This window comes from Streptomyces sp. NPDC021019 (genome assembly GCF_044333295.1).
GTDB lineage: Bacteria > Actinomycetota > Actinomycetes > Streptomycetales > Streptomycetaceae > Streptomyces.
Genome location: NZ_JBIRQR010000001.1, coordinates 2,277,722 through 2,294,755, shown reverse-complemented (window position 1 = coordinate 2,294,755; position 17,034 = coordinate 2,277,722). Strand labels below are relative to the sequence as shown.

Below are 17,034 nucleotides of genomic sequence, written 5' to 3'. Positions count from 1 at the left end.
GCCCCGCCACCCGCCCGCCATCTGTCCGCCGAGGACAAGGACACACCCCCACCACTCCCGATCGGAGCATGCCCGCACCCCTCCCCCGCCCCTAGCCTGCGAGGAGAAGAGCGTCCGAAACACCCCCAGGAGCCCCTCATGACCGCAATCCCGCAGGAGCGCCGCGTCGTCACTGCCATCCCCGGCCCGAAGTCGGTGGAGCTGCAGGCTCGCCGCCTCGCCGCCGTCGCCGCAGGTGTGGGCTCCACCCTGCCGGTGTTCACCGCCCGTGCGGGCGGCGGGATCATCGAGGACGTGGACGGCAACCGGCTGATCGACTTCGGGTCCGGGATCGCCGTGACCTCCGTGGGCGCCTCCGCCGAGGCCGTGGTGCGACGGGCCTCCGCGCAGCTCGCGGACTTCACCCACACCTGTTTCATGGTCACGCCGTACGAGGGGTACGTCGAGGTCTGCGAGCAGCTCGCCGAGCTGACACCGGGCGACCACGCGAAGAAGTCCGCGCTGTTCAACTCGGGCGCCGAGGCCGTCGAGAACGCGGTGAAGATCGCCCGCGCGTACACCAAGCGCACCGCCGTCGTCGTCTTCGACCACGGCTACCACGGCCGCACCAACCTCACCATGGGCATGACGGCGAAGAACATGCCGTACAAGCAGGGCTTCGGCCCGTTCGCGCCCGAGGTCTACCGCGTCCCGGTCGCCTACGGCTACCGCTGGCCGACCGGGCCCGAGAACGCCGGCGCCGAGGCGTCCGCGCAGGCCATCGACGAGATCACCAAGCAGATCGGCGCGGAGAACGTCGCCGCGATCATCATCGAGCCGGTGCTCGGCGAGGGCGGCTTCATCGAGCCGGCCAAGGGCTTCCTCCCGGCGATCGCGCGGTTCGCCGAGGACAACGGCATCGTGTTCGTCGCGGACGAGATCCAGTCCGGCTTCTGCCGTACCGGCCAGTGGTTCGCCTGCGAGGACGAGGGCATCGTCCCGGACCTGATCACCACCGCCAAGGGCATCGCGGGCGGTCTGCCGCTGTCCGCCGTGACCGGCCGCGCCGAGATCATGGACGCCGCGCACGCGGGCGGCCTGGGTGGTACGTACGGCGGTAACCCGGTGGCCTGCGCCGGTGCGCTCGGCGCCATCGAGACGATGCGTGAGCTGGACCTGAACGGGAAGGCCAGGCGGATCGAGGAGGTCATGAAGGGCCGCCTCGCCGAGATGCGGACCAAGCTGCCGAACGGCGACGTCATCGGCGACATCCGCGGTCGCGGCGCGATGATCGCGATCGAGCTGGTGAAGTCCGGCTCGAAGGACCCGAACCCGGAGGCGGCCGGCGCGCTCGCGAAGGCCTGTCACGCCGAGGGCGTCATGGTGCTGACCTGCGGTACGTACGGCAACGTCCTGCGCTTCCTGCCGCCGTTGGTGATCGGCGAGGACCTGCTGAACGAGGGCCTCGACGTGATCGAGCAGGCGTTCGGCACGCTCTGATCCTTCGAACCCGGGACCGGGCGGGGGCGGCCTTTCACCGCTTCCGTCCGCCATCCGGGTGAGGGCCTGTGAAGAACGTGTGCGGGGGCGATGGCGGGAGGCGGTGTCGACTGTCGGCCGCCCCTCCACTGCCGTACGGTTTCTGCAGATGAGAGAAACACCTCGGTCGCGGGAAACCGCGGCCGACGCCGGGCCGGGGCTCCCCCCGCGCCGTCCCGGGCGTGCGTCCGCGCACACCGGAGCCTTCGGCTCCGGGACTCCTCACCGATCGGACGGCCGCCCGCCCCACACCCCCCGGGGCGCGCGGCGAACCGATCTCGCCGGCCATCCCGGAACAACCCCCCCTGTTCCCGGGTGGCCGGCCCCTCTCGTTCTCCGCTTCCTCGGCCTCGGTCTGCTCGCGGTCCTCTTCTCGCTGATCACCTGGCAGGTCGCCGTCGAGGGTCCGCTGCTGCGGCTCGACGAGCGCGTGGGCGGGGAGCTGTTCGGGTACGGCCCGGCTCCGCTGACGCAGGTGCTCTCCGATCTCGGCGGGTTGCCGGTGGCCCTTCCGGTGCTGACCTGCGCGGTCGGGTACGCGCTGTGGCGCGGCGCCCGGCGGCTCGCCGTGTACGCGGCCCTCACCATGGCGGCGGTGCCCGCGCTGGTGATCCCGCTGAAGGTGGCGACCGCCCGGCAGGGGCCGTTGACCGAGGCGGTCAACTACTACCCGTCCGGTCATACGGCGACGGCCGCCGTGGCGTACGGGGCGTCGGCTTTGGTACTGCTGGCCCTCCCCCGTCCGTCGTGGCTCCGGGAGGCTTCCTGGCCCCGGGCGTGGATGACGCCCGTCGCCGCGATCCTGTTGACCACGGCGACGGGCGTCGGTCTGGTGCTGCACGGCTACCACTGGCCGCTGGACGTGCTGGCCGGTTGGTGCCTGGGGCCCGTCGTGCTCGCGCCCCTGTGGTGGGTCAGTTGCCGAAGTAGGCGTCGAAGTTCTTCGAGAACTCCCAGTTGTTGAAGCGGTCCCAGTTGATCGACCAGGTCATCAGGCCGCGCAGGTCGGACCAGGTCCCGCGGGTCTGGTAGGAGCCGCAGTCGGTCTTCCTGGTCAGGCAGTTGAGCGCCTTGTTGACCTCGGCCGGTGAGGTGTGGCCGTTGGCGGCCTGGGTGGAGGCCGGGAGGCCGATGGCGACCTGGTCGGGGCGCAGGCCGGGGAAGACCTTGCCGGTGTCGCCCGCCACCGGGAAGCCCGCGAGCAGCATGTCGGTCATCGCGATGTGGAAGTCCGCGCCGCCCATGGAGTGGTACTGGTTGTCCAGGCCCATGATCGGACCCGAGTTGTAGTCCTGGACGTGCAGCAGCGTCAGGTCGTCGCGCAGTGCGTGGATGACCGGCAGGTAGGAGCCGGCGCGCGGGTCCTGACCGCCCCAGGGGCCGGAGCCGTAGAACTGGTAGCCGAGCTGCACGAAGAAGGTCTCGGGCGCCATCGTGAGGACGAAGTCCGGGCCGTACTTCGCCTTGAGGGACTTCACCGCGGAGATCAGGTTGACGATCACCGGCGAGGTGGGGCTGCGGAAGTCGGTGTCGCCGGTGTTGAGGGAGAGGGAGTGGCCCTCGAAGTCGATGTCCAGCCCGTCCAGGCCGTAGGTGTCGATGATCTTCGAGACGGAGGTGACGAAGGCGTCCCGGGCGGCGGTGGAGGCGAGCTGCACCTGTCCGTTCTGGCCGCCGATCGAGATCAGCACCTTCTTGCCCGCGGCCTGCTTGGCCTTGATCGCGGCCTTGAACTCCGCCTCGGACTCGACGTTCGGGCACTCGGCGACCGGGCAGAGCGCGAAGCGGATGTCGCCGGAGGTGACGGAGGTGGGCTCACCGAAGGCGAGGTTGATGACGTCCCAGGAGGCGGGCACGTCCGCCAGCCGGGTGTAGCCGGAGCCGTTGGCGAAGCTGGAGTGCAGGTAGCCGACGAGGGCGCGGGGCGGGAGCTTGGTGTCGCCGCCGCCTCCGCCCGCCGTGGTGGTCGCGGTGACGGCGGCCGACTTCGCGGACTCGCCGGCCGCGTTGGCGGCGGTGACCTGGAAGCTGTACGCGGTGGAGGCGGTCAGGCCCGTCACGGTGACGGAGGGACCGGTGGCCGTGGCGACCTTCGTACCGCCGCGGTAGACGTGGTAGCCGCTCGCGCCGGAGACGGCGTTCCAGGAGAGCGCGACGGATGAGGAGGTGATCGCCGTGGTCTTCAGGCCGGCGGGGACGGCAGGGATCACGACGGGGTCGCCGCCGGGGCCGACGAGGGCGAGGTCGTCGACGTAGTGGGCCGGGGTGCCGTACCAGCCGTGGGTGTAGACGCTCACCGAGGTGGTGGAGGGGCCGGTCTTGAAGGTGGTGGTGAGCTGCTTCCACGCACCGGGGGACTGGGTCCAGGTGGAGACGTCGGTGGTGCCGGTGCCGGACGCGCCGAGGTAGACGTGGCCGCCTTGCACCCAGGCACTCAGCGTGTACGAGGAGTTGGGCTTGACCGCGATGCTCTGCGAGCACTTGGCGTGGTCGTTGCCGGCCGGGGTCGCCTTGAGCGCGGAGGCGCCGCTGCGGGTGGGCGTGGAGACGGCCGCGCCGCTGGAGTTCGCGCAGGTCCAGCCGTCCAGGCCCGCCTCGAAGCCGCCGTTGCGTGCCAGGTCGACGTCGGCGGCGCCTGCCGCCGGGGCCGTGGCGACCAGGGCGCCGGCGGCGAGCAGGATGGCCGACGACACGGCCAGAAGTCCGGAAAATCTGACGGTTGGTCCGGTGCGTTCCACAACAGCCTCCGCGCAGGGGGGAATTCGGGTTGGCGTGCGCACAACATGGTCCAGACCAATCAGGTTGTCAAGACCTCTGGCGGCCGACTCACCCCTCCGGACGCTCCGCACGGGCGGCCAGGGCGGCCGCGCCCGCCGCCTCGTGCATCGCGAGTTCGAGGAGTCCGGCGTCCGTGAGGGTCCCCGAACCGTCCGGCGGGACGAGCCAGCGCACTCCCCCGGTAGCCCGCCCCGGGTGCGGGACGGCGATCCAGGTGCCCTGGCCGCACCCCCTGACCCCGGTGCCGATCCAGCGTGAGACGGTGCCCGGCGGGACGAAAAAGCCCATGCGGGACTCTCCGGCGTCGGTGAGAACGGGGCCCGGGCGGTCGATCAGACGGGTGAGGACGTCGAGCGTCGGGTAGCCCAGCTCGCGCGGGAGGATCAGAACGTCCCAGCGCCTGCCGGCCGGGAGGAGCGCGATCCCCTGCGGACCGCGCTCCCACTCCCACCGACAGGCGGCCGGGTCCGGTGCCACCGATGTGAGCCACTCGACCGCGGCTTTCGTTTCCGAACCAGTCATGACCAGTCTCCCGTTGACGTGAGCACCGGCGGGGTTCCGCCGGTGCGTACACCTGCGAGAGAGGGTTCGGCGCCGACTATGACGCGGGTTGGTGCTACCGATCGGTAGTGAGCTGAGTCACAACCTCTGACCTGGGCATCTGCCCCTGGACCGGAAGCGGCTCAGCTGTCGAAGCCGAGGCCCAGCCGGTCCATCGTCCTCAGCCACAGATCGCGGTGCCCGCCGTTGCTGTCGGCACGGGCCAGGGACCGCTTGGTGATCTCGATCCCGGCCCAGGCGAAGGGCTCCGGCGGGAACGGCATCGGTTTGGAGCGGACCATGTCCAGGCGGGTCCGTGCCGTCTCCTCGCCGGAGAGCAGATCGAGCATCACGTCGGCCCCGAAGCGGGTCGATCCGACGCCGAGACCGGTGTATCCGGCGGCGTACGCGACCCGTCCCTGATGGGCCGTTCCGAAGAACGCGGTAAAGCGGGAACAGGTGTCGATCGCACCGCCCCAGGCGTGCGAGAAATTCAGCCCGGCAAGCTGCGGGAAGCAGGTGAAGAACTGCTCCGCGAGTTTCAGGAACGTCTCCGGCCGCTGGTCGAGATCGGCGCTGAGCCGGCCTCCGTACGGGTAGATCGCGTCGTATCCGCCCCACAGGATCCGGTTGTCCGCGGAAAGCCGGAAGTAGTGGAACTGGTTGGCGCTGTCGCCGAGACCCTGGCGCCCCTTCCAGCCGATGGACGCGAGCTGCTCGGGCGTGAGCGGTTCGGTCATCAGCGCGTAGTCGTAGACGGGCACGGTGTACGGACGGATCCGTTTGACGAGCGACGGGAAGACGTTGGTGCCCAGCGCTACGCGGCGCGCGAAGACCCGGCCGTACGGGGTGCGGACGGCCATTCCCGGTCCGGAGCGGACCAGGTCCAGGCCCCGGGTGTGCTCGTGGATCCGTACGCCCAGCTCCAGGCAGGCCCGCTTCAGGCCCCAGGCGAGTTTCGCCGGGTGCAGCATCGCGACGCCGCGCCGGTCCCAGAGCCCACCGAGGAAGGTGGGCGAGTCGACCTCCGCTCGCAGGGCCTCACGGTCCAGGAAGTCCACGCCCGTGATGCCGAGCCCCACGATCTCCTCGTGCCATTCCCGCAGCTCCTGAAGCTGGTGGGGTGCGGTGGCGACGTCGATCTCGCCCGTGCGCTCGAACTCGCAGTCGATGCGGTAGCGAGCCACCGCGGCCTCGATGGCGTCGAGGTTGCGCTCCCCCAGCTCCTCCAGCTCCGCGATCTCGTCCGGCCAGCGCTCCACGCCGTTGGCCAGGCCGTGGGTGAGGGAGGCGGCGCAGAAGCCGCCGTTGCGGCCCGAGGCGGCCCAGCCCACCTCGTGCCCCTCGATGAGGAGGACGTCCCGGTCCGGGTCGCGCTCCTTGGCGATGAGCGCGGTCCACAGACCGCTGTAGCCGCCGCCGACGACCAGCAGGTCGGTGTGCTCGTCGCCGGTGAGGGCGGGCAGCGGATCGGGCTTCGCCGGATCGTCCAGCCAGTAGGAGACCGGCTTGGCGCCGGAGAGTGATCGTGCGGCAGTACGCATGGCAGCTGGGGCCATGGTTTCCAACTCCTTCGGGACTTTCAGGGTCGAGCGTTGTTCTTCCGTCGGGCGGCTATGACCTGGCCGACGAGAACCACCGATACCGCCATGATGAACATGGCGGTGCCGATGACGTTGATCTGCACGGGCGTGCCGCGCTGCGCCGATCCCCAGACGAACATGGGGAACGTGACGGTGGAGCCCGCGTTGAAATTCGTGATGATGAAATCGTCGAACGAGAGCGCGAAGGCGAGCAGCGCCCCCGCCGCGATTCCCGGGGCCGCGATGGGGAGGGTCACCCGCACGAAGGTCTGCACGGGGCCCGCGTACAGGTCGCGGGCGGCTTCCTCCAGTCTCGGGTCCATCGACATGACACGCGCCTTGACGGCCGTGACGACGAAGCTGAGGCAGAACATGATGTGGGCGATGAGCACGGTCCAGAAGCCGAGCTGGGCGCCCATGTTGAGGAAAAGGGTGAGCAGGGACGCGGCCATGACGACCTCGGGCATCGCCATCGGCAGGAAGATCAGCGAGTTGATCGCGCCGCGCGCCCGGAAGCGGTAGCGGACCAGCGCGAACGCGATCATCGTGCCGAGCGCGGTCGCCCCGAGCGTCGCCCAGAAGGCGATCCGGAGCGAGAGGGAGAGCGAGCCGCACAGATCGGCGACGCCGCAGGGATCCTTCCAGGCGTCCAGCGAGAACCGCTGCCAGGCGTAGTTGAAGCGCCCGTTGGGCTTGTTGAACGAGAACACCATCACGACGATGTTCGGAACGATCATGTAGGCGAGGGTCAGCAGACCAGCGATGACGACCAGGTTCCGGCGTATCCAGCGCAGTACGGGCATCAGACCAGGTCCTCCGTACCGGAGCGGCGGATGTAGAAGGTGACCGCCAGCAGGACGATCGCCATGAGGATGAACGAGAGCGCGGCGGCCGTCGGATAGTCCAGGACCCGCAGGAACTGGCTCTGGATGACGCTGCCGACCATCTTGGTGTCCGTGGAGCCCAGCAGCTCGGCGTTGACGTAGTCGCCGCTGGCCGGGATGAAGGTCAGCAGGGTGCCGGAGACGACGCCGGGCATGGAGAGGGGGAACGTCACCTTGCGGAAGGTGGTGGCGGGGGTGGCGTAGAGGTCCCCCGCCGCCTCGTGCAGCCGGCCGTCGATCCGCTCCAGCGAGGTGTAGAGCGGCAGGATCATGAACGGCAGGAAGTTGTACGTCAGACCGCAGACGACGGCCATCGGGGTGGCGAGGACCCGGTTGGACTCGGTCCAGCCGAGCCAGCTGGTGACGTCCAGGACGTGCAGCGTGTTCAGCACGTCCACGACCGCGCCGCCGTCGGCGAGGATCGTCTTCCACGCCAGCGTACGGATGAGGAAACTGGTGAAGAACGGGGCGATGACCAGGACGAGCACCAGGTTGCGCCAGCGGCCCGCCTTGAAGGCGATGAGGTAGGCGAGCGGGTAGCCCAGCAGCAGGCACAGGATCGTGGCGGTGCCCGCGTACAGCAGGGACCGGATGAACTGCGGGTAGTACTCGTGCAGCGCGTCCACGTACGTCTGGAAGTGCCAGGTGACCTCGAAGCCCTGCTCCAGCGAGCCGGTCTGTACGGAGGTGGAGGCCTGGTAGACGAGCGGCAGGGCGAAGAAGACGACCAGCCAGAGGATGCCGGGGAGCAGCAGCCAGTACGGGACGAGGCGCCTGCGGGTGGAGGGTTTGCGGAGCACCGGTTCCCGGGGGCCGGTCGCGGGCGCGGGGGGCGCCTCGGTGACGCTCACGCGGCGTCCTCCACGCTCTCCACACCGGCGTCGATGTCCTGGGCGGCGTCGAGTCCGAAGGTGTGGGCGGGGTTCCAGTGCAGGACGACCTCGGCGCCGGGGGCCAGGCGGGTGTCGCGTTCGATGTTCTGCTCGTACACCTGGAGGGCCGTCCCGGCCGGGCTCTCGACCACGTACTGGGTGGAGACGCCGATGAAGCTGGAGTCGGTGATGCGGCCGGTGACGCGGTTGCGGCCGGCGGCTATGGAGTCCGCGTCGTCCGCGTGGGCCAGGGATATCTTCTCGGGCCGGATCCCGAGGAGGAGCCGGTCGCCGCTCGCCGTGGGGGCGGAACATCGCTCGCGGGGCAGGGTGAGCTTGCCGCCGCCCGCGGCCACCACCGGATCGGAGCCCGTGGAGACGACCTCGCCCTCGATGAGGTTGGACGTGCCGAGGAAGTTGGCGACGAAGGTGGTGCGCGGGTTCTCGTAGAGGTCGGCGGGCGCGCCGAGTTGCTCGACCCGGCCCCCGTTCATCACCGCGACGGTGTCGGCCATGGTCATGGCCTCCTCCTGGTCGTGGGTGACGTGCACGAAGGTGATGCCGACCTCGGTCTGGATCCGCTTGAGCTCCAGCTGCATCTGGCGCCGGAGCTTGAGGTCGAGGGCGCCGAGCGGTTCGTCCAGCAGCAGGACCTGCGGGTGGTTGATGAGCGCGCGGGCGACGGCGACGCGCTGCTGCTGGCCGCCGGAGAGCTGGTGCGGTTTGCGGCGGGCGAAGTCGCCGAGCTGGACGAGCTCCAGCATGGCGTCGACCTGCTTCTTGACCGACTTGATACCGCGACGGCGCAGCCCGAAGGCGACGTTCTCGGTGATGTCCAGGTGCGGGAAGAGCGCGTAGCTCTGGAAGACGGTGTTGACGGGCCGCTTGTACGGGGGCAGGCCGGTGATGTCCTTCTCCCCGAGGAAGACCGTGCCGGTGGTGGCCTCCTCCAGGCCCGCGATCATCCGCAGGGTGGTGGTCTTGCCGCAGCCGGACGCGCCGAGCAGGGCGAAGAAGGAGCCCTGGGGCACGGTCAGGTCGAGCGGCCGCACGGCGGTGAAGGAGCCGTAGGTCTTGCTGATCCCGGCGAGGCGGACATCGCCGCCCGCGGTCTGCTGCTGTGTCATGGGTCGCAGTCCCAGTGTGTTCGGGGGGAGTTCGGGGAAAGGGGTGACGGGTGACCTCGGACGGGCCGGGCCGGGCGGGTTGTCCCGGACGATGCGGCCGGCGGCGGGTCCGGTGGTCAGGCGCCGATGAGCTTGGCGAACTTCTCCTCGTACGCCGTCTCTTCCTTCGTGCTCAGGGAGCGGAAGGAGCGGGACTTCGCCGCCATCTCCTTGTCGGGAAGGATCAGCGTGTTGGAGGCCATCGACGCGTCGATCTTCGCGAGTTCGTCGCGTACGCCGTCGACCGGGCAGACGTAGTTGATGTACGCGGCGAGCTGGGCGGCGACCGGCGGTTCGTAGTAGTGGTCGATGAGCTTCTCGGCGTTGGTCTTGTGCCGGGCCTGCGCGGGGACCAGGAGGTTGTCGCTGGAGGTGATGTATCCGGCGGCCGGGATGGCGAACCTGATGTCCGGGTTGTCGGCCTGGAGCTGGATGACGTCCCCGGCCCAGCCGACGCAGGCGGCGATGTCGCCCTTGCTGAGGTCGGCGGTGTAGTCGTTGCCGGTGAAGCGGCGGATCTGCTTCTTGTCGACGGCCTTCTGGAGGCGGCCGATCGCGCCGTCGAAGTCGGTGTCGGTGAACTTCCCCGGGTCCTTGCCCTGGTCGAGGAGGGTCATGCCGATGGTGTCGCGCATCTCGGAGAGGAAGGAGACGCGGCCCTTGAGCTTCGGGTCGTCGAGCAGCTGGGTGACGGAGTCGACCTTGCGGCCGCCGGTCGCCTTCACGTTGTACGCGATGACGGTCGGGATGCCGGTCCAGGGATAGGAGTAGGCGCGGCCCGGGTCCCAGTCGGGGGTGCGGAACTGGGCGGACACGTTGGCGAAGGCGTGCGGGAGGTTCGAGGGGTCGAGCTTCTGCGCCCAGCCGAGCCGGATGATGCGGGCGGCGAGCCAGTCGGTGACGCATATGAGGTCGCGCCCGGTGTTCTGGCCGGCCGCCAGCTGCGGCTTGATCTTCCCGAAGAACTCGACGTTGTCGTTGATGTCCTCGGTGTACTTGACCTTGATCCCGGTGCGCTGGGTGAAGGCCTCCAGGGTGGGGCGGCCCTTCTCGTCCTCGCTGACGTCCATGTACTCGGTCCAGTTGGAGAAGGTGACTTCCTTCTCCTCGGCCGAGTGGTCGTCGGAGGCCGCCTGGGCGTCGGCGCGTCCGGCGGGCGGGATGCCGCACGCGCCGAGGGTGGTTATGCCGCCCAGTGCGAGCGCGCCCATGCCGGAGGCGCGCAGCAGGGAGCGGCGGGTGAGGGCGCCCCTGCCGCTGGTCAGGGAACGCCTCATGGCCGCCAGTCGGGCGGACGAGAGGCGCTCGGGCTCGTAACTCTCCATACGCGTTGCCCTTTCGGGTGGGAGGCCGCTCGGGCCCGTGGGCCCCGGTCGTGCGGCAGCTGCTATCGGTCCCCGAAGATCGTGCGGTGCCAGTCCTTGCGGGCCACCGCGGTGTTGTCGTACATGACGTGCTTGACCTGTGTGTACTCCTCGAAGGAGTACGCCGACATGTCCTTGCCGAAGCCGCTGGCCTTGTATCCGCCGTGCGGCATCTCGGAGAGGATCGGGATGTGGTCGTTCACCCACACACAGCCCGCCTGGATCTCGCGGGTGGCGCGGTTCGCGCGGTACAGGTCGCGGGTCCAGGCGGAGGCGGCCAGTCCGTACGGGGTGTCGTTGGCGAGGGCGATGCCCTCGTCGTCGGTGTCGAAGGGCAGCACCACCAGGACGGGGCCGAAGATCTCCGACTGGACGATCTCGCTGTCCTGGGCGGCGTCCGCGACGAGGGTGGGCCGGTAGTACGCGCCGTCGGCGAGGTCGCCGCCGGGGGCCTCGCCGCCGGTGACGACCCGGGCGTAGCCGCGGGCCCGCTCGACGAAGGCGGCGACGCGGTCGCGCTGGGCGTGGCTGATCAGGGGGCCGAGGTCGGTCGAGGCGTCGAAGGGGTCGCCGAGCCGGACGGTCTCCATGAGCGCGGCGACGTCCCGGACGAAGGCGTCGTAGAGCGGGCGCTGGACGTAGGCGCGGGTAGCGGCGGTGCAGTCCTGGCCGGTGTTGATGAGGGAGCCGGCGACCGCGCCGTGGACGGCGGCCTCCAGGTCGGCGTCGTCGAAGACCACGAAGGGGGCCTTGCCGCCGAGCTCCAGGTGGAGGCGCTTGACGGTGGCGGTGGCGATCTCGGCGACCCGCTTGCCGACGGCGGTGGAGCCGGTGAAGGAGGTCATGACGACGTCGGGGTGGCCCACGAGGTGCTCGCCCGCGTCCTTGCCCGCGCCGGTGACGATGTTGATCACACCGTCGGGGATACCGGCCTCGGTGGCGGCCTGGGCGAACATCAGCGAGGTGAGCGGGGTGAGTTCGGCGGGCTTGAGGACGATGGTGTTGCCCGCGGCGACGGCCGGGAGGACCTTCCAGGCCGCCATCTGGAGGGGGTAGTTCCAGGGGGCGATGGAGCCGACGACGCCGATCGCCTCGCGGCGTACGTAGGAGGTGTGGTCGCCGTCGTACTCGGCGGCGGCCTTGCCCTCCAGGTGGCGGGCCGCGCCCGCGAAGAAGGCGGCGTTGTCGACGGTGCCGGGGACGTCGAACTCGGTGGAGAGCTTGATCGGCTTGCCGCACTGGAGGGACTCGGCGTACGCGAAGTCGTCCGCCTGCTCGGCGAGGACCGCGGCGAAGCGGTGCATCGCCTCGGAGCGTTCGCCGGGGGTGGCTCCGGACCAGCCGGGGAAGGCGGCGCGGGCGGCGGCGACGGCGGCGTCCACGTCGTCGGCACCCGCCAGCTCGTAGCGGAGCACGGTCTCGCCGGTCGCGGGGTTCACCACCTCGTGGTGGCTGCCGGAGGTACCGGGGAGCAGCCTGCCGCCGATGTACTGCGCACCTTCCGCGAAGCGGTCGTGGACCTGGAAGCCGTTGCTCATGACGCTCTCCTCCGCCGCTGTACCCGCTGGGCGGGGTCGGCGTAGCTACTTCGTGAATTGAGTGCCGATCCTGGCAGAGGGGTTCAAGCCCAACAAGTGATTCCGTTGTTGCCTTTTGGTTACGCGACGGAATCTGTCGACCATGTGTCGCGTCGGTGCGGAAATCCCCGTACGGAGTGTCAGTGGCGGATGCCACACTCACATGCCATGGGGCCGATCGATGAACTTCTGGCGGACGTGGCGCGGGGCAGGCGGGTGAAGTACCTGCCGTTCTGGGGGCACCGGCCGCGCCCGGACGGGCGGCTGGGGCCGAGTTGTCTGAGTCAGTGGTGGCCGTCGCCGTTCACGGTGGACGGGGTGACCTACGCGAGTGCCGAGCACTGGATGATGGCCGGCAAGGCGCGGCTCTTCGGTGATCCGGAGGCGGAGCGGGCGGCGGTGTCCGCGAAGAGCCCCGCGGCGGCGAAGAGGGCGGGGCGCCTGGTGCGCGCCTTCGACGAGGACGTGTGGATACGGGAGCGGTTCGCCCTGGTGGTGGAGGGCAGCACGCACAAGTTCGGTCAGGACCCGGAGCTGGGCGGCTTCCTCCTGGGCACCGGGAACCGGGTGCTGGTGGAGGCGTCCCCGCTGGACCGGATCTGGGGCGTCGGGCTCGCGGCGGACGACGAGCGGGTGGAGCGGCCGCAGCAGTGGCGGGGGCTCAATCTGCTGGGCTTCGCGCTGATGGAGGCGCGGGAGAGGCTGCGGGCGGGCGCGGAGGCCTGAGGCGGATTCCGTACGGGGGCGACTGGGGGTCGGTTCCGGTACGCAGGTGCCTGGCGACGGTTCCGGTACGCAGGTGTCCGGGGCGGCTTCCGCACGCAGGTATTCGGGGCGGGTTCCGTACGCAGGTATTCGGGGCGGCTCCCCTGCGGAGGCGCGGGGGGAGGCGGCCACCGAAGCTCGGCCGGGCGGGGATCGGTTCCTGCCCGGCCGAGGTGTACGGCGTTGGCGCCGGCGGTGCCAGGCCCTGCCCTAGCGGCGGTCCTCGACGACCAGCGACGTGGCGAACGGGTCGTCGTAGCTGTCGTTGCCGTCCCTGTCGCTGTCGCTGTCGGAGCTCGTCGCTGCCCAGATGGCCAGCCCGAGGAACGCGGCGCCGATGACGATGCCGACGGGGCCGAGGATGACCCCGGCGAGCGCCATGCCCCGGTTGGTGGCCTCACCGCGCTTGGCACGGCCGAGGCCGATGATGCCGAAGATGAGCGCGAGGATGCCGAGGATGATGTTGAGGCCGTAGAAGCAGAAGCCGACCACCGAGATGATGCCGATCACCATCGCGGCCGTGCCCAGTCCGTTGTTGGGCGCGGGGGCCCAGCCGGCCGGACCTGCTCCGTAGGCGCCGTAGCCCGGGTAGCCGCCGTACGGCTGCGGGGGCGGAGCCGGGTAGCCGTAGTGCGCGGCGGGCGGCGGGGCCGCGTGGCCGGGGCCGTTCGGGCCGATCGGCGGCGGCGGTACGTCCGAGGGTGCGGGCCCGAAGCCGCCGGCCTGGGGTATCGGCCCGGTGCCGTCCCCCGCGGCCGGTCCGGCGCTCGGCATCGACGTCACGGTCGGCTGGGCGTGGACCGGGGCGGGTGGCGGCGTGGGCGCAGCCGCCTTGCCCAGTTCCACCCTGCTGTCCGGCGGCGCCCACGGATCGCGCGGCGCGGCCCCGCCCCCGGGCTGCTCTGTGTTGTCTGACATGGGCCTCCCCCATCGTGGTCCCGTCATGCTACGGCCAGGCTTCAAGGCCCCGGACCCCGCCTGCGATGATCGGTGGGGCCGGTACGCCCGGCCGACGTCACGCCGAACGGGAGATTCTCGATGACCGATCCGCATCCCTTCATCGCCGGGCTGCCCAAGGCCGAACTCCATGTCCACCACGTCGGGTCGGCCTCGCCCCGGATCGTCGCGGAGCTGGCCGCCCGGCACCCGGACACCAAGGTTCCCACGGACCCGGAGGCCCTGGTCGACTACTTCACCTTCACGGACTTCGCTCACTTCGTCGAGGTCTACCTCTCGGTGGTGGACCTGATCCGCACCCCCGAGGACGTCCGGCTGCTCACCTTCGAGGTGGCGCGGGACATGGCCCGGCAGAACATCCGGTACGCGGAGCTGACCGTGACGCCGTACAGCTCGACCCGGCGGGGCATCCCCGAGGTCGGGTTCATGGAGGCCATCGAGGACGCGCGCAAGGCCGCCGAGGCCGAGCTGGGCGTCGTGCTGCGCTGGTGCTTCGACATCCCCGGCGAGGCCGGGCTCGAGTCGGCCGAGGAGACCGCCCGGCTCGCGCTGGAGCACCGGCCCGAGGGACTCGTCTCCTTCGGTCTCGGCGGGCCGGAGATCGGGGTGGACCGCCCCCAGTTCAAGCCCTACTTCGACCGGGCCATCGCGGCGGGCCTGCACTCGGTGCCGCACGCCGGGGAGACCACGGGGCCGCGGACGATCTGGGACGCCCTGACCGCGCTGCGCGCCGAGCGCATCGGCCACGGAACCACCTCCGTCCAGGACCCCGGACTGTTGGAGCACCTCGCCGAGCACCGCATCGCGCTGGAGGTCTGCCCGACGTCGAACGTCGCCACCCGCGCGGTCACGGACATCGAGCTGCACCCGATCCGGGAGATGGTGGCGGCGGGCGTGCTGGTGACCGTCAACAGCGACGACCCGCCGATGTTCGGCACCGACCTCAACAACGAGTACGCGGTGGCCGCCCGGCTGCTGGAGCTCGACGAGCGCGGCATCGCGGAGCTCGCGAAGAACGCCGTGGAGGCATCGTTCCTCGACCCGGCGGGCAAGCGGAAGCTGGCCGAGGAGATCGACATGTACACGGCGAACTGGCTCCGGGCTCCCGGCCGCTGACCCGGTCGTCGACAATGGCCCCATGGCCAACACCGTCACCAGCGTCACCGCCGTGGGGCATCGCGGCGATCCGTATCTCGCGCGCGAGAACACTCTGCCCTCGATCCGCTCCGCCCTCGCACGGGGGGCGGACGCGGTCGAGATCGATGTGCGGGTGACCCGCGACGGGGTGCCCGTCCTGCTGCACGACGCGACGCTGGAGCGGCTGTGGGGCCACGACCGGAGGCTGGACCGGCTGGACCACGCGGAGCTGGCGGAGTTGACGGGCGGCGGCGTGCCCACGCTCCGCGAGGCGCTGCTCGCCGCCGGGGCGCGCCGGGTGATGGTGGATCTGCCCGGCTCCACGGACGCCTCGGTGAAGAAGATCGTCGGGACGGTCCGGGAGTGCGGGGCGGGCGACCGGGCCTACTACTGCGCGAGCGCGGACGCGATGCTGCGGGTGCGCGCCGCCGATCCGTCCGCCGAGATCGCCCTGACCTGGACCACGCTGGCCCCGCCGCGTCCGGAGCTGCTGGCCGCGGTGAGGCCGCGCTGGCTGAACTACCGCTTCGGCCTGGTGAGCCGGGAACTGACGGACCGGGCGCACCGGGACGGGCTGCTCGTCTCCGCGTGGACGGCCGACACGAAGCGCACGATGCGCCGGCTGATCGAGCGGGGCGTCGACTCGATCACCACCAACCGGATCGACACGCTTCACCGGCTGCTGGCCAACTCGCCCGGTCACGGCGGTTCTTGATCGGTCCGGCATGATGGGGAGCCCCCGCACCGCCCGCCGCCGCACCGAGACGTCGGGCCCTTGGGCATCGAGGAGCAGATGTGATGGATCCCCGACCGCAGCCGGCCACAGCCCGGATACGTTCCGACGTGGCGCACAACGCCCGCGTGTGGAACTACTGGCTGGGCGGCAAGGACAACTACCCGGTGGACCGGGAGGTGGGCGACCGGGTGACCGGGATGTACCCGAGCATCGGTGAAGTGGCGCGCGCGGACCGGGCGTTCCTCGGCCGTGTGGTGCGTCATCTGGCCGGCGACGTGGGCATCGACCAGTTCCTCGACATCGGCACCGGGCTGCCGACCGTGAACAACACCCACGAGATCGCCCAGCACACCGCTCCGCACGCGCGCATCGTGTACGTGGACAACGATCCGATCGTGCTGGCCCACGCCCGCGCCCTGCTGACCAGCTCGCTGGAGGGCGCGACCGAGTACGTCGACGCGGACGCGCACCACCCGGAGCAGATCCTGCGGGCCGCCGAGCCCACCCTGGACCTGGGGCGGCCGGTCGCGGTGATGATGCTCGGCATCCTGAACTTCGTGCTGGACACGGACGAGGCGCGGTCCATCGTGCGGACGCTGATGGCGGCCGTGCCGTCGGGCAGCCACCTGGTGCTGACCCACCCGACGCAGGAGCTGGGCGGCGAGGGCAACGAGGCGGCGATGCGCTTCTGGAACGAGAACGCCACACCGCCCATCACCGCCCGCGGCAGGGAGGAGTTCGCCGGTTTCCTGGACGGTCTGGAGATCCTGGAGCCGGGGATCGTCTCCTGCTCCCGCTGGCGTACGAACCCGCGGGAGCCGGAGGTCGCGCAGTTCGGGGTGGTGGCCCGGAAGCCCTGATGCCCTTCCCGGGCACGGCGGCGCGGCTGCACGGGCCGCGGACCGTCGATCTGTTCACGCTGCCCGGGCGCCCCGGTGCGCACCCACGGCTCCGGGAAGCCGGTGCAGTGCGGCGCCGGCCTCTCGGTGCTCGCCCTGGGCGGCCGCCAGGTGTGGTGCAGGACGGGCGGCCGCCGGGGATACGACACGGCGGTGGCGGCCACCCGCCACCTCTCTCCCGCACGCCGGTCCACGGCGTCGGCGCGACGGACGCGAACGGGAAGGGCGGGAACGTCACGGCGATGGGCATCGTGGTGG

Annotated in this window: 15 protein-coding genes; 6 read left to right on the top strand and 9 right to left on the bottom strand. The window is 70.7% G+C overall.

Annotation, left to right across the window (positions count from 1 at the left end; translation table 11 throughout):
* The first annotated feature begins 138 nt into the window (after nt 1–138).
* Together gabT and ACH4RG_RS10590 are read left to right on the top strand one after the other, a co-directional pair.
* Nucleotides 139–1,479, top strand: coding sequence for a 4-aminobutyrate--2-oxoglutarate transaminase (gabT, locus tag ACH4RG_RS10595; RefSeq protein ID WP_397923892.1), 1,341 nt, complete (start codon nt 139–141; stop codon nt 1,477–1,479).
* A gap of 148 nt (nt 1,480–1,627) precedes the next feature.
* Complete coding sequence (locus ACH4RG_RS10590; RefSeq protein ID WP_398539354.1) at nt 1,628–2,482, top strand: phosphatase PAP2 family protein; 855 nt, start codon at nt 1,628–1,630, stop codon at nt 2,480–2,482.
* Here ACH4RG_RS10590 and ACH4RG_RS10585 read toward each other — a convergent pair.
* The 8 genes from ACH4RG_RS10585 to ACH4RG_RS10550 form a co-directional block, all read right to left on the bottom strand.
* On the bottom strand, nt 2,433–4,256 hold the full coding sequence (locus ACH4RG_RS10585; protein WP_398539353.1) for a chitinase: 1,824 nt from the start codon (nt 4,254–4,256) through the stop codon (nt 2,433–2,435). The two genes, ACH4RG_RS10590 and ACH4RG_RS10585, sit on opposite strands and share 50 nt — an antisense overlap.
* Before the next feature lie 88 nt (nt 4,257–4,344).
* Entirely contained in the window at nt 4,345–4,818 is a 474-nt protein-coding gene (locus ACH4RG_RS10580; RefSeq protein WP_397923898.1) for a hypothetical protein, read from the bottom strand.
* 161 nt (nt 4,819–4,979) lie between these two features.
* Entirely contained in the window at nt 4,980–6,395 is a 1,416-nt protein-coding gene (locus tag ACH4RG_RS10575; protein ID WP_397928695.1) for an NAD(P)/FAD-dependent oxidoreductase, read from the bottom strand.
* Between the two features lie 23 nt (nt 6,396–6,418).
* Entirely contained in the window at nt 6,419–7,222 is an 804-nt protein-coding gene (locus tag ACH4RG_RS10570) for an ABC transporter permease (RefSeq protein WP_397923902.1), read from the bottom strand.
* Entirely contained in the window at nt 7,222–8,154 is a 933-nt protein-coding gene (locus ACH4RG_RS10565) for an ABC transporter permease (protein ID WP_398163135.1), read from the bottom strand. The genes ACH4RG_RS10570 and ACH4RG_RS10565 overlap by 1 nt, the downstream gene beginning before the upstream one ends.
* Complete coding sequence (locus ACH4RG_RS10560; protein WP_397923906.1) at nt 8,151–9,302, bottom strand: ABC transporter ATP-binding protein; 1,152 nt, start codon at nt 9,300–9,302, stop codon at nt 8,151–8,153. The genes ACH4RG_RS10565 and ACH4RG_RS10560 overlap by 4 nt, the downstream gene beginning before the upstream one ends.
* A gap of 116 nt (nt 9,303–9,418) precedes the next feature.
* On the bottom strand, nt 9,419–10,666 hold the full coding sequence (locus tag ACH4RG_RS10555; protein WP_397923908.1) for a PotD/PotF family extracellular solute-binding protein: 1,248 nt from the start codon (nt 10,664–10,666) through the stop codon (nt 9,419–9,421).
* 62 nt (nt 10,667–10,728) lie between these two features.
* The gene (locus ACH4RG_RS10550; RefSeq protein ID WP_397923910.1) at nt 10,729–12,243 is read right to left on the bottom strand and encodes a gamma-aminobutyraldehyde dehydrogenase; all 1,515 of its coding nucleotides are present in this window, start codon (nt 12,241–12,243) and stop codon (nt 10,729–10,731) included.
* 207 nt (nt 12,244–12,450) lie between these two features.
* On the opposite strand from ACH4RG_RS10550, the gene ACH4RG_RS10545 reads away from it, so the two are divergent.
* Nucleotides 12,451–13,008 carry an NADAR family protein gene (locus ACH4RG_RS10545; protein ID WP_397928705.1) on the top strand — a complete coding sequence of 186 codons (558 nt, stop codon included), beginning with the start codon at nt 12,451–12,453 and terminating at the stop codon, nt 13,006–13,008.
* A 249-nt stretch (nt 13,009–13,257) separates the two neighbouring features.
* Here the strand turns inward: ACH4RG_RS10545 and ACH4RG_RS10540 are convergent, their stop codons facing one another.
* Nucleotides 13,258–13,965 carry a DUF4190 domain-containing protein gene (locus tag ACH4RG_RS10540; RefSeq protein ID WP_397928708.1) on the bottom strand — a complete coding sequence of 236 codons (708 nt, stop codon included), beginning with the start codon at nt 13,963–13,965 and terminating at the stop codon, nt 13,258–13,260.
* A 120-nt stretch (nt 13,966–14,085) separates the two neighbouring features.
* Here ACH4RG_RS10540 and ACH4RG_RS10535 point away from each other — a divergent pair, with 120 nt between their 5' ends.
* The 3 genes from ACH4RG_RS10535 (at nt 14,086) to ACH4RG_RS10525 (ending at nt 16,737) form a co-directional block, all read left to right on the top strand.
* The gene (locus tag ACH4RG_RS10535) at nt 14,086–15,120 is read left to right on the top strand and encodes an adenosine deaminase (protein WP_397923916.1); all 1,035 of its coding nucleotides are present in this window, start codon (nt 14,086–14,088) and stop codon (nt 15,118–15,120) included.
* Between the two features lie 22 nt (nt 15,121–15,142).
* Nucleotides 15,143–15,856, top strand: a complete 714-nt coding sequence (locus ACH4RG_RS10530; RefSeq protein ID WP_397923918.1) for a glycerophosphodiester phosphodiesterase — start codon at nt 15,143–15,145, stop codon at nt 15,854–15,856.
* Between the two features lie 83 nt (nt 15,857–15,939).
* Nucleotides 15,940–16,737: an SAM-dependent methyltransferase gene (locus ACH4RG_RS10525; RefSeq protein ID WP_397923920.1), complete on the top strand. Its 798-nt coding sequence runs from the start codon at nt 15,940–15,942 to the stop codon at nt 16,735–16,737.
* The last annotated feature ends 297 nt before the right edge of the window (nt 16,738–17,034 follow it).

What these genes read in the sequence shown, in the direction of transcription:
- gabT (WP_397923892.1), top strand. Translation starts at nt 139, where the DNA reads ATGACCGCAATCCCGCAGGAGCGCCGCGTCGTCACTGCCATCCCCGGC.
- ACH4RG_RS10590 (WP_398539354.1), top strand. Translation starts at nt 1,628, where the DNA reads ATGAGAGAAACACCTCGGTCGCGGGAAACCGCGGCCGACGCCGGGCCG.
- ACH4RG_RS10580 (WP_397923898.1), bottom strand. Translation starts at nt 4,818, where the DNA reads ATGACTGGTTCGGAAACGAAAGCCGCGGTCGAGTGGCTCACATCGGTG.
- ACH4RG_RS10575 (WP_397928695.1), bottom strand. Translation starts at nt 6,395, where the DNA reads ATGGCCCCAGCTGCCATGCGTACTGCCGCACGATCACTCTCCGGCGCC.
- ACH4RG_RS10570 (WP_397923902.1), bottom strand. Translation starts at nt 7,222, where the DNA reads ATGCCCGTACTGCGCTGGATACGCCGGAACCTGGTCGTCATCGCTGGT.
- ACH4RG_RS10560 (WP_397923906.1), bottom strand. Translation starts at nt 9,302, where the DNA reads ATGACACAGCAGCAGACCGCGGGCGGCGATGTCCGCCTCGCCGGGATC.
- ACH4RG_RS10555 (WP_397923908.1), bottom strand. Translation starts at nt 10,666, where the DNA reads ATGGAGAGTTACGAGCCCGAGCGCCTCTCGTCCGCCCGACTGGCGGCC.
- ACH4RG_RS10550 (WP_397923910.1), bottom strand. Translation starts at nt 12,243, where the DNA reads ATGAGCAACGGCTTCCAGGTCCACGACCGCTTCGCGGAAGGTGCGCAG.
- ACH4RG_RS10545 (WP_397928705.1), top strand. Translation starts at nt 12,451, where the DNA reads ATGGGGCCGATCGATGAACTTCTGGCGGACGTGGCGCGGGGCAGGCGG.
- ACH4RG_RS10540 (WP_397928708.1), bottom strand. Translation starts at nt 13,965, where the DNA reads ATGTCAGACAACACAGAGCAGCCCGGGGGCGGGGCCGCGCCGCGCGAT.
- ACH4RG_RS10535 (WP_397923916.1), top strand. Translation starts at nt 14,086, where the DNA reads ATGACCGATCCGCATCCCTTCATCGCCGGGCTGCCCAAGGCCGAACTC.
- ACH4RG_RS10530 (WP_397923918.1), top strand. Translation starts at nt 15,143, where the DNA reads ATGGCCAACACCGTCACCAGCGTCACCGCCGTGGGGCATCGCGGCGAT.
- ACH4RG_RS10525 (WP_397923920.1), top strand. Translation starts at nt 15,940, where the DNA reads ATGGATCCCCGACCGCAGCCGGCCACAGCCCGGATACGTTCCGACGTG.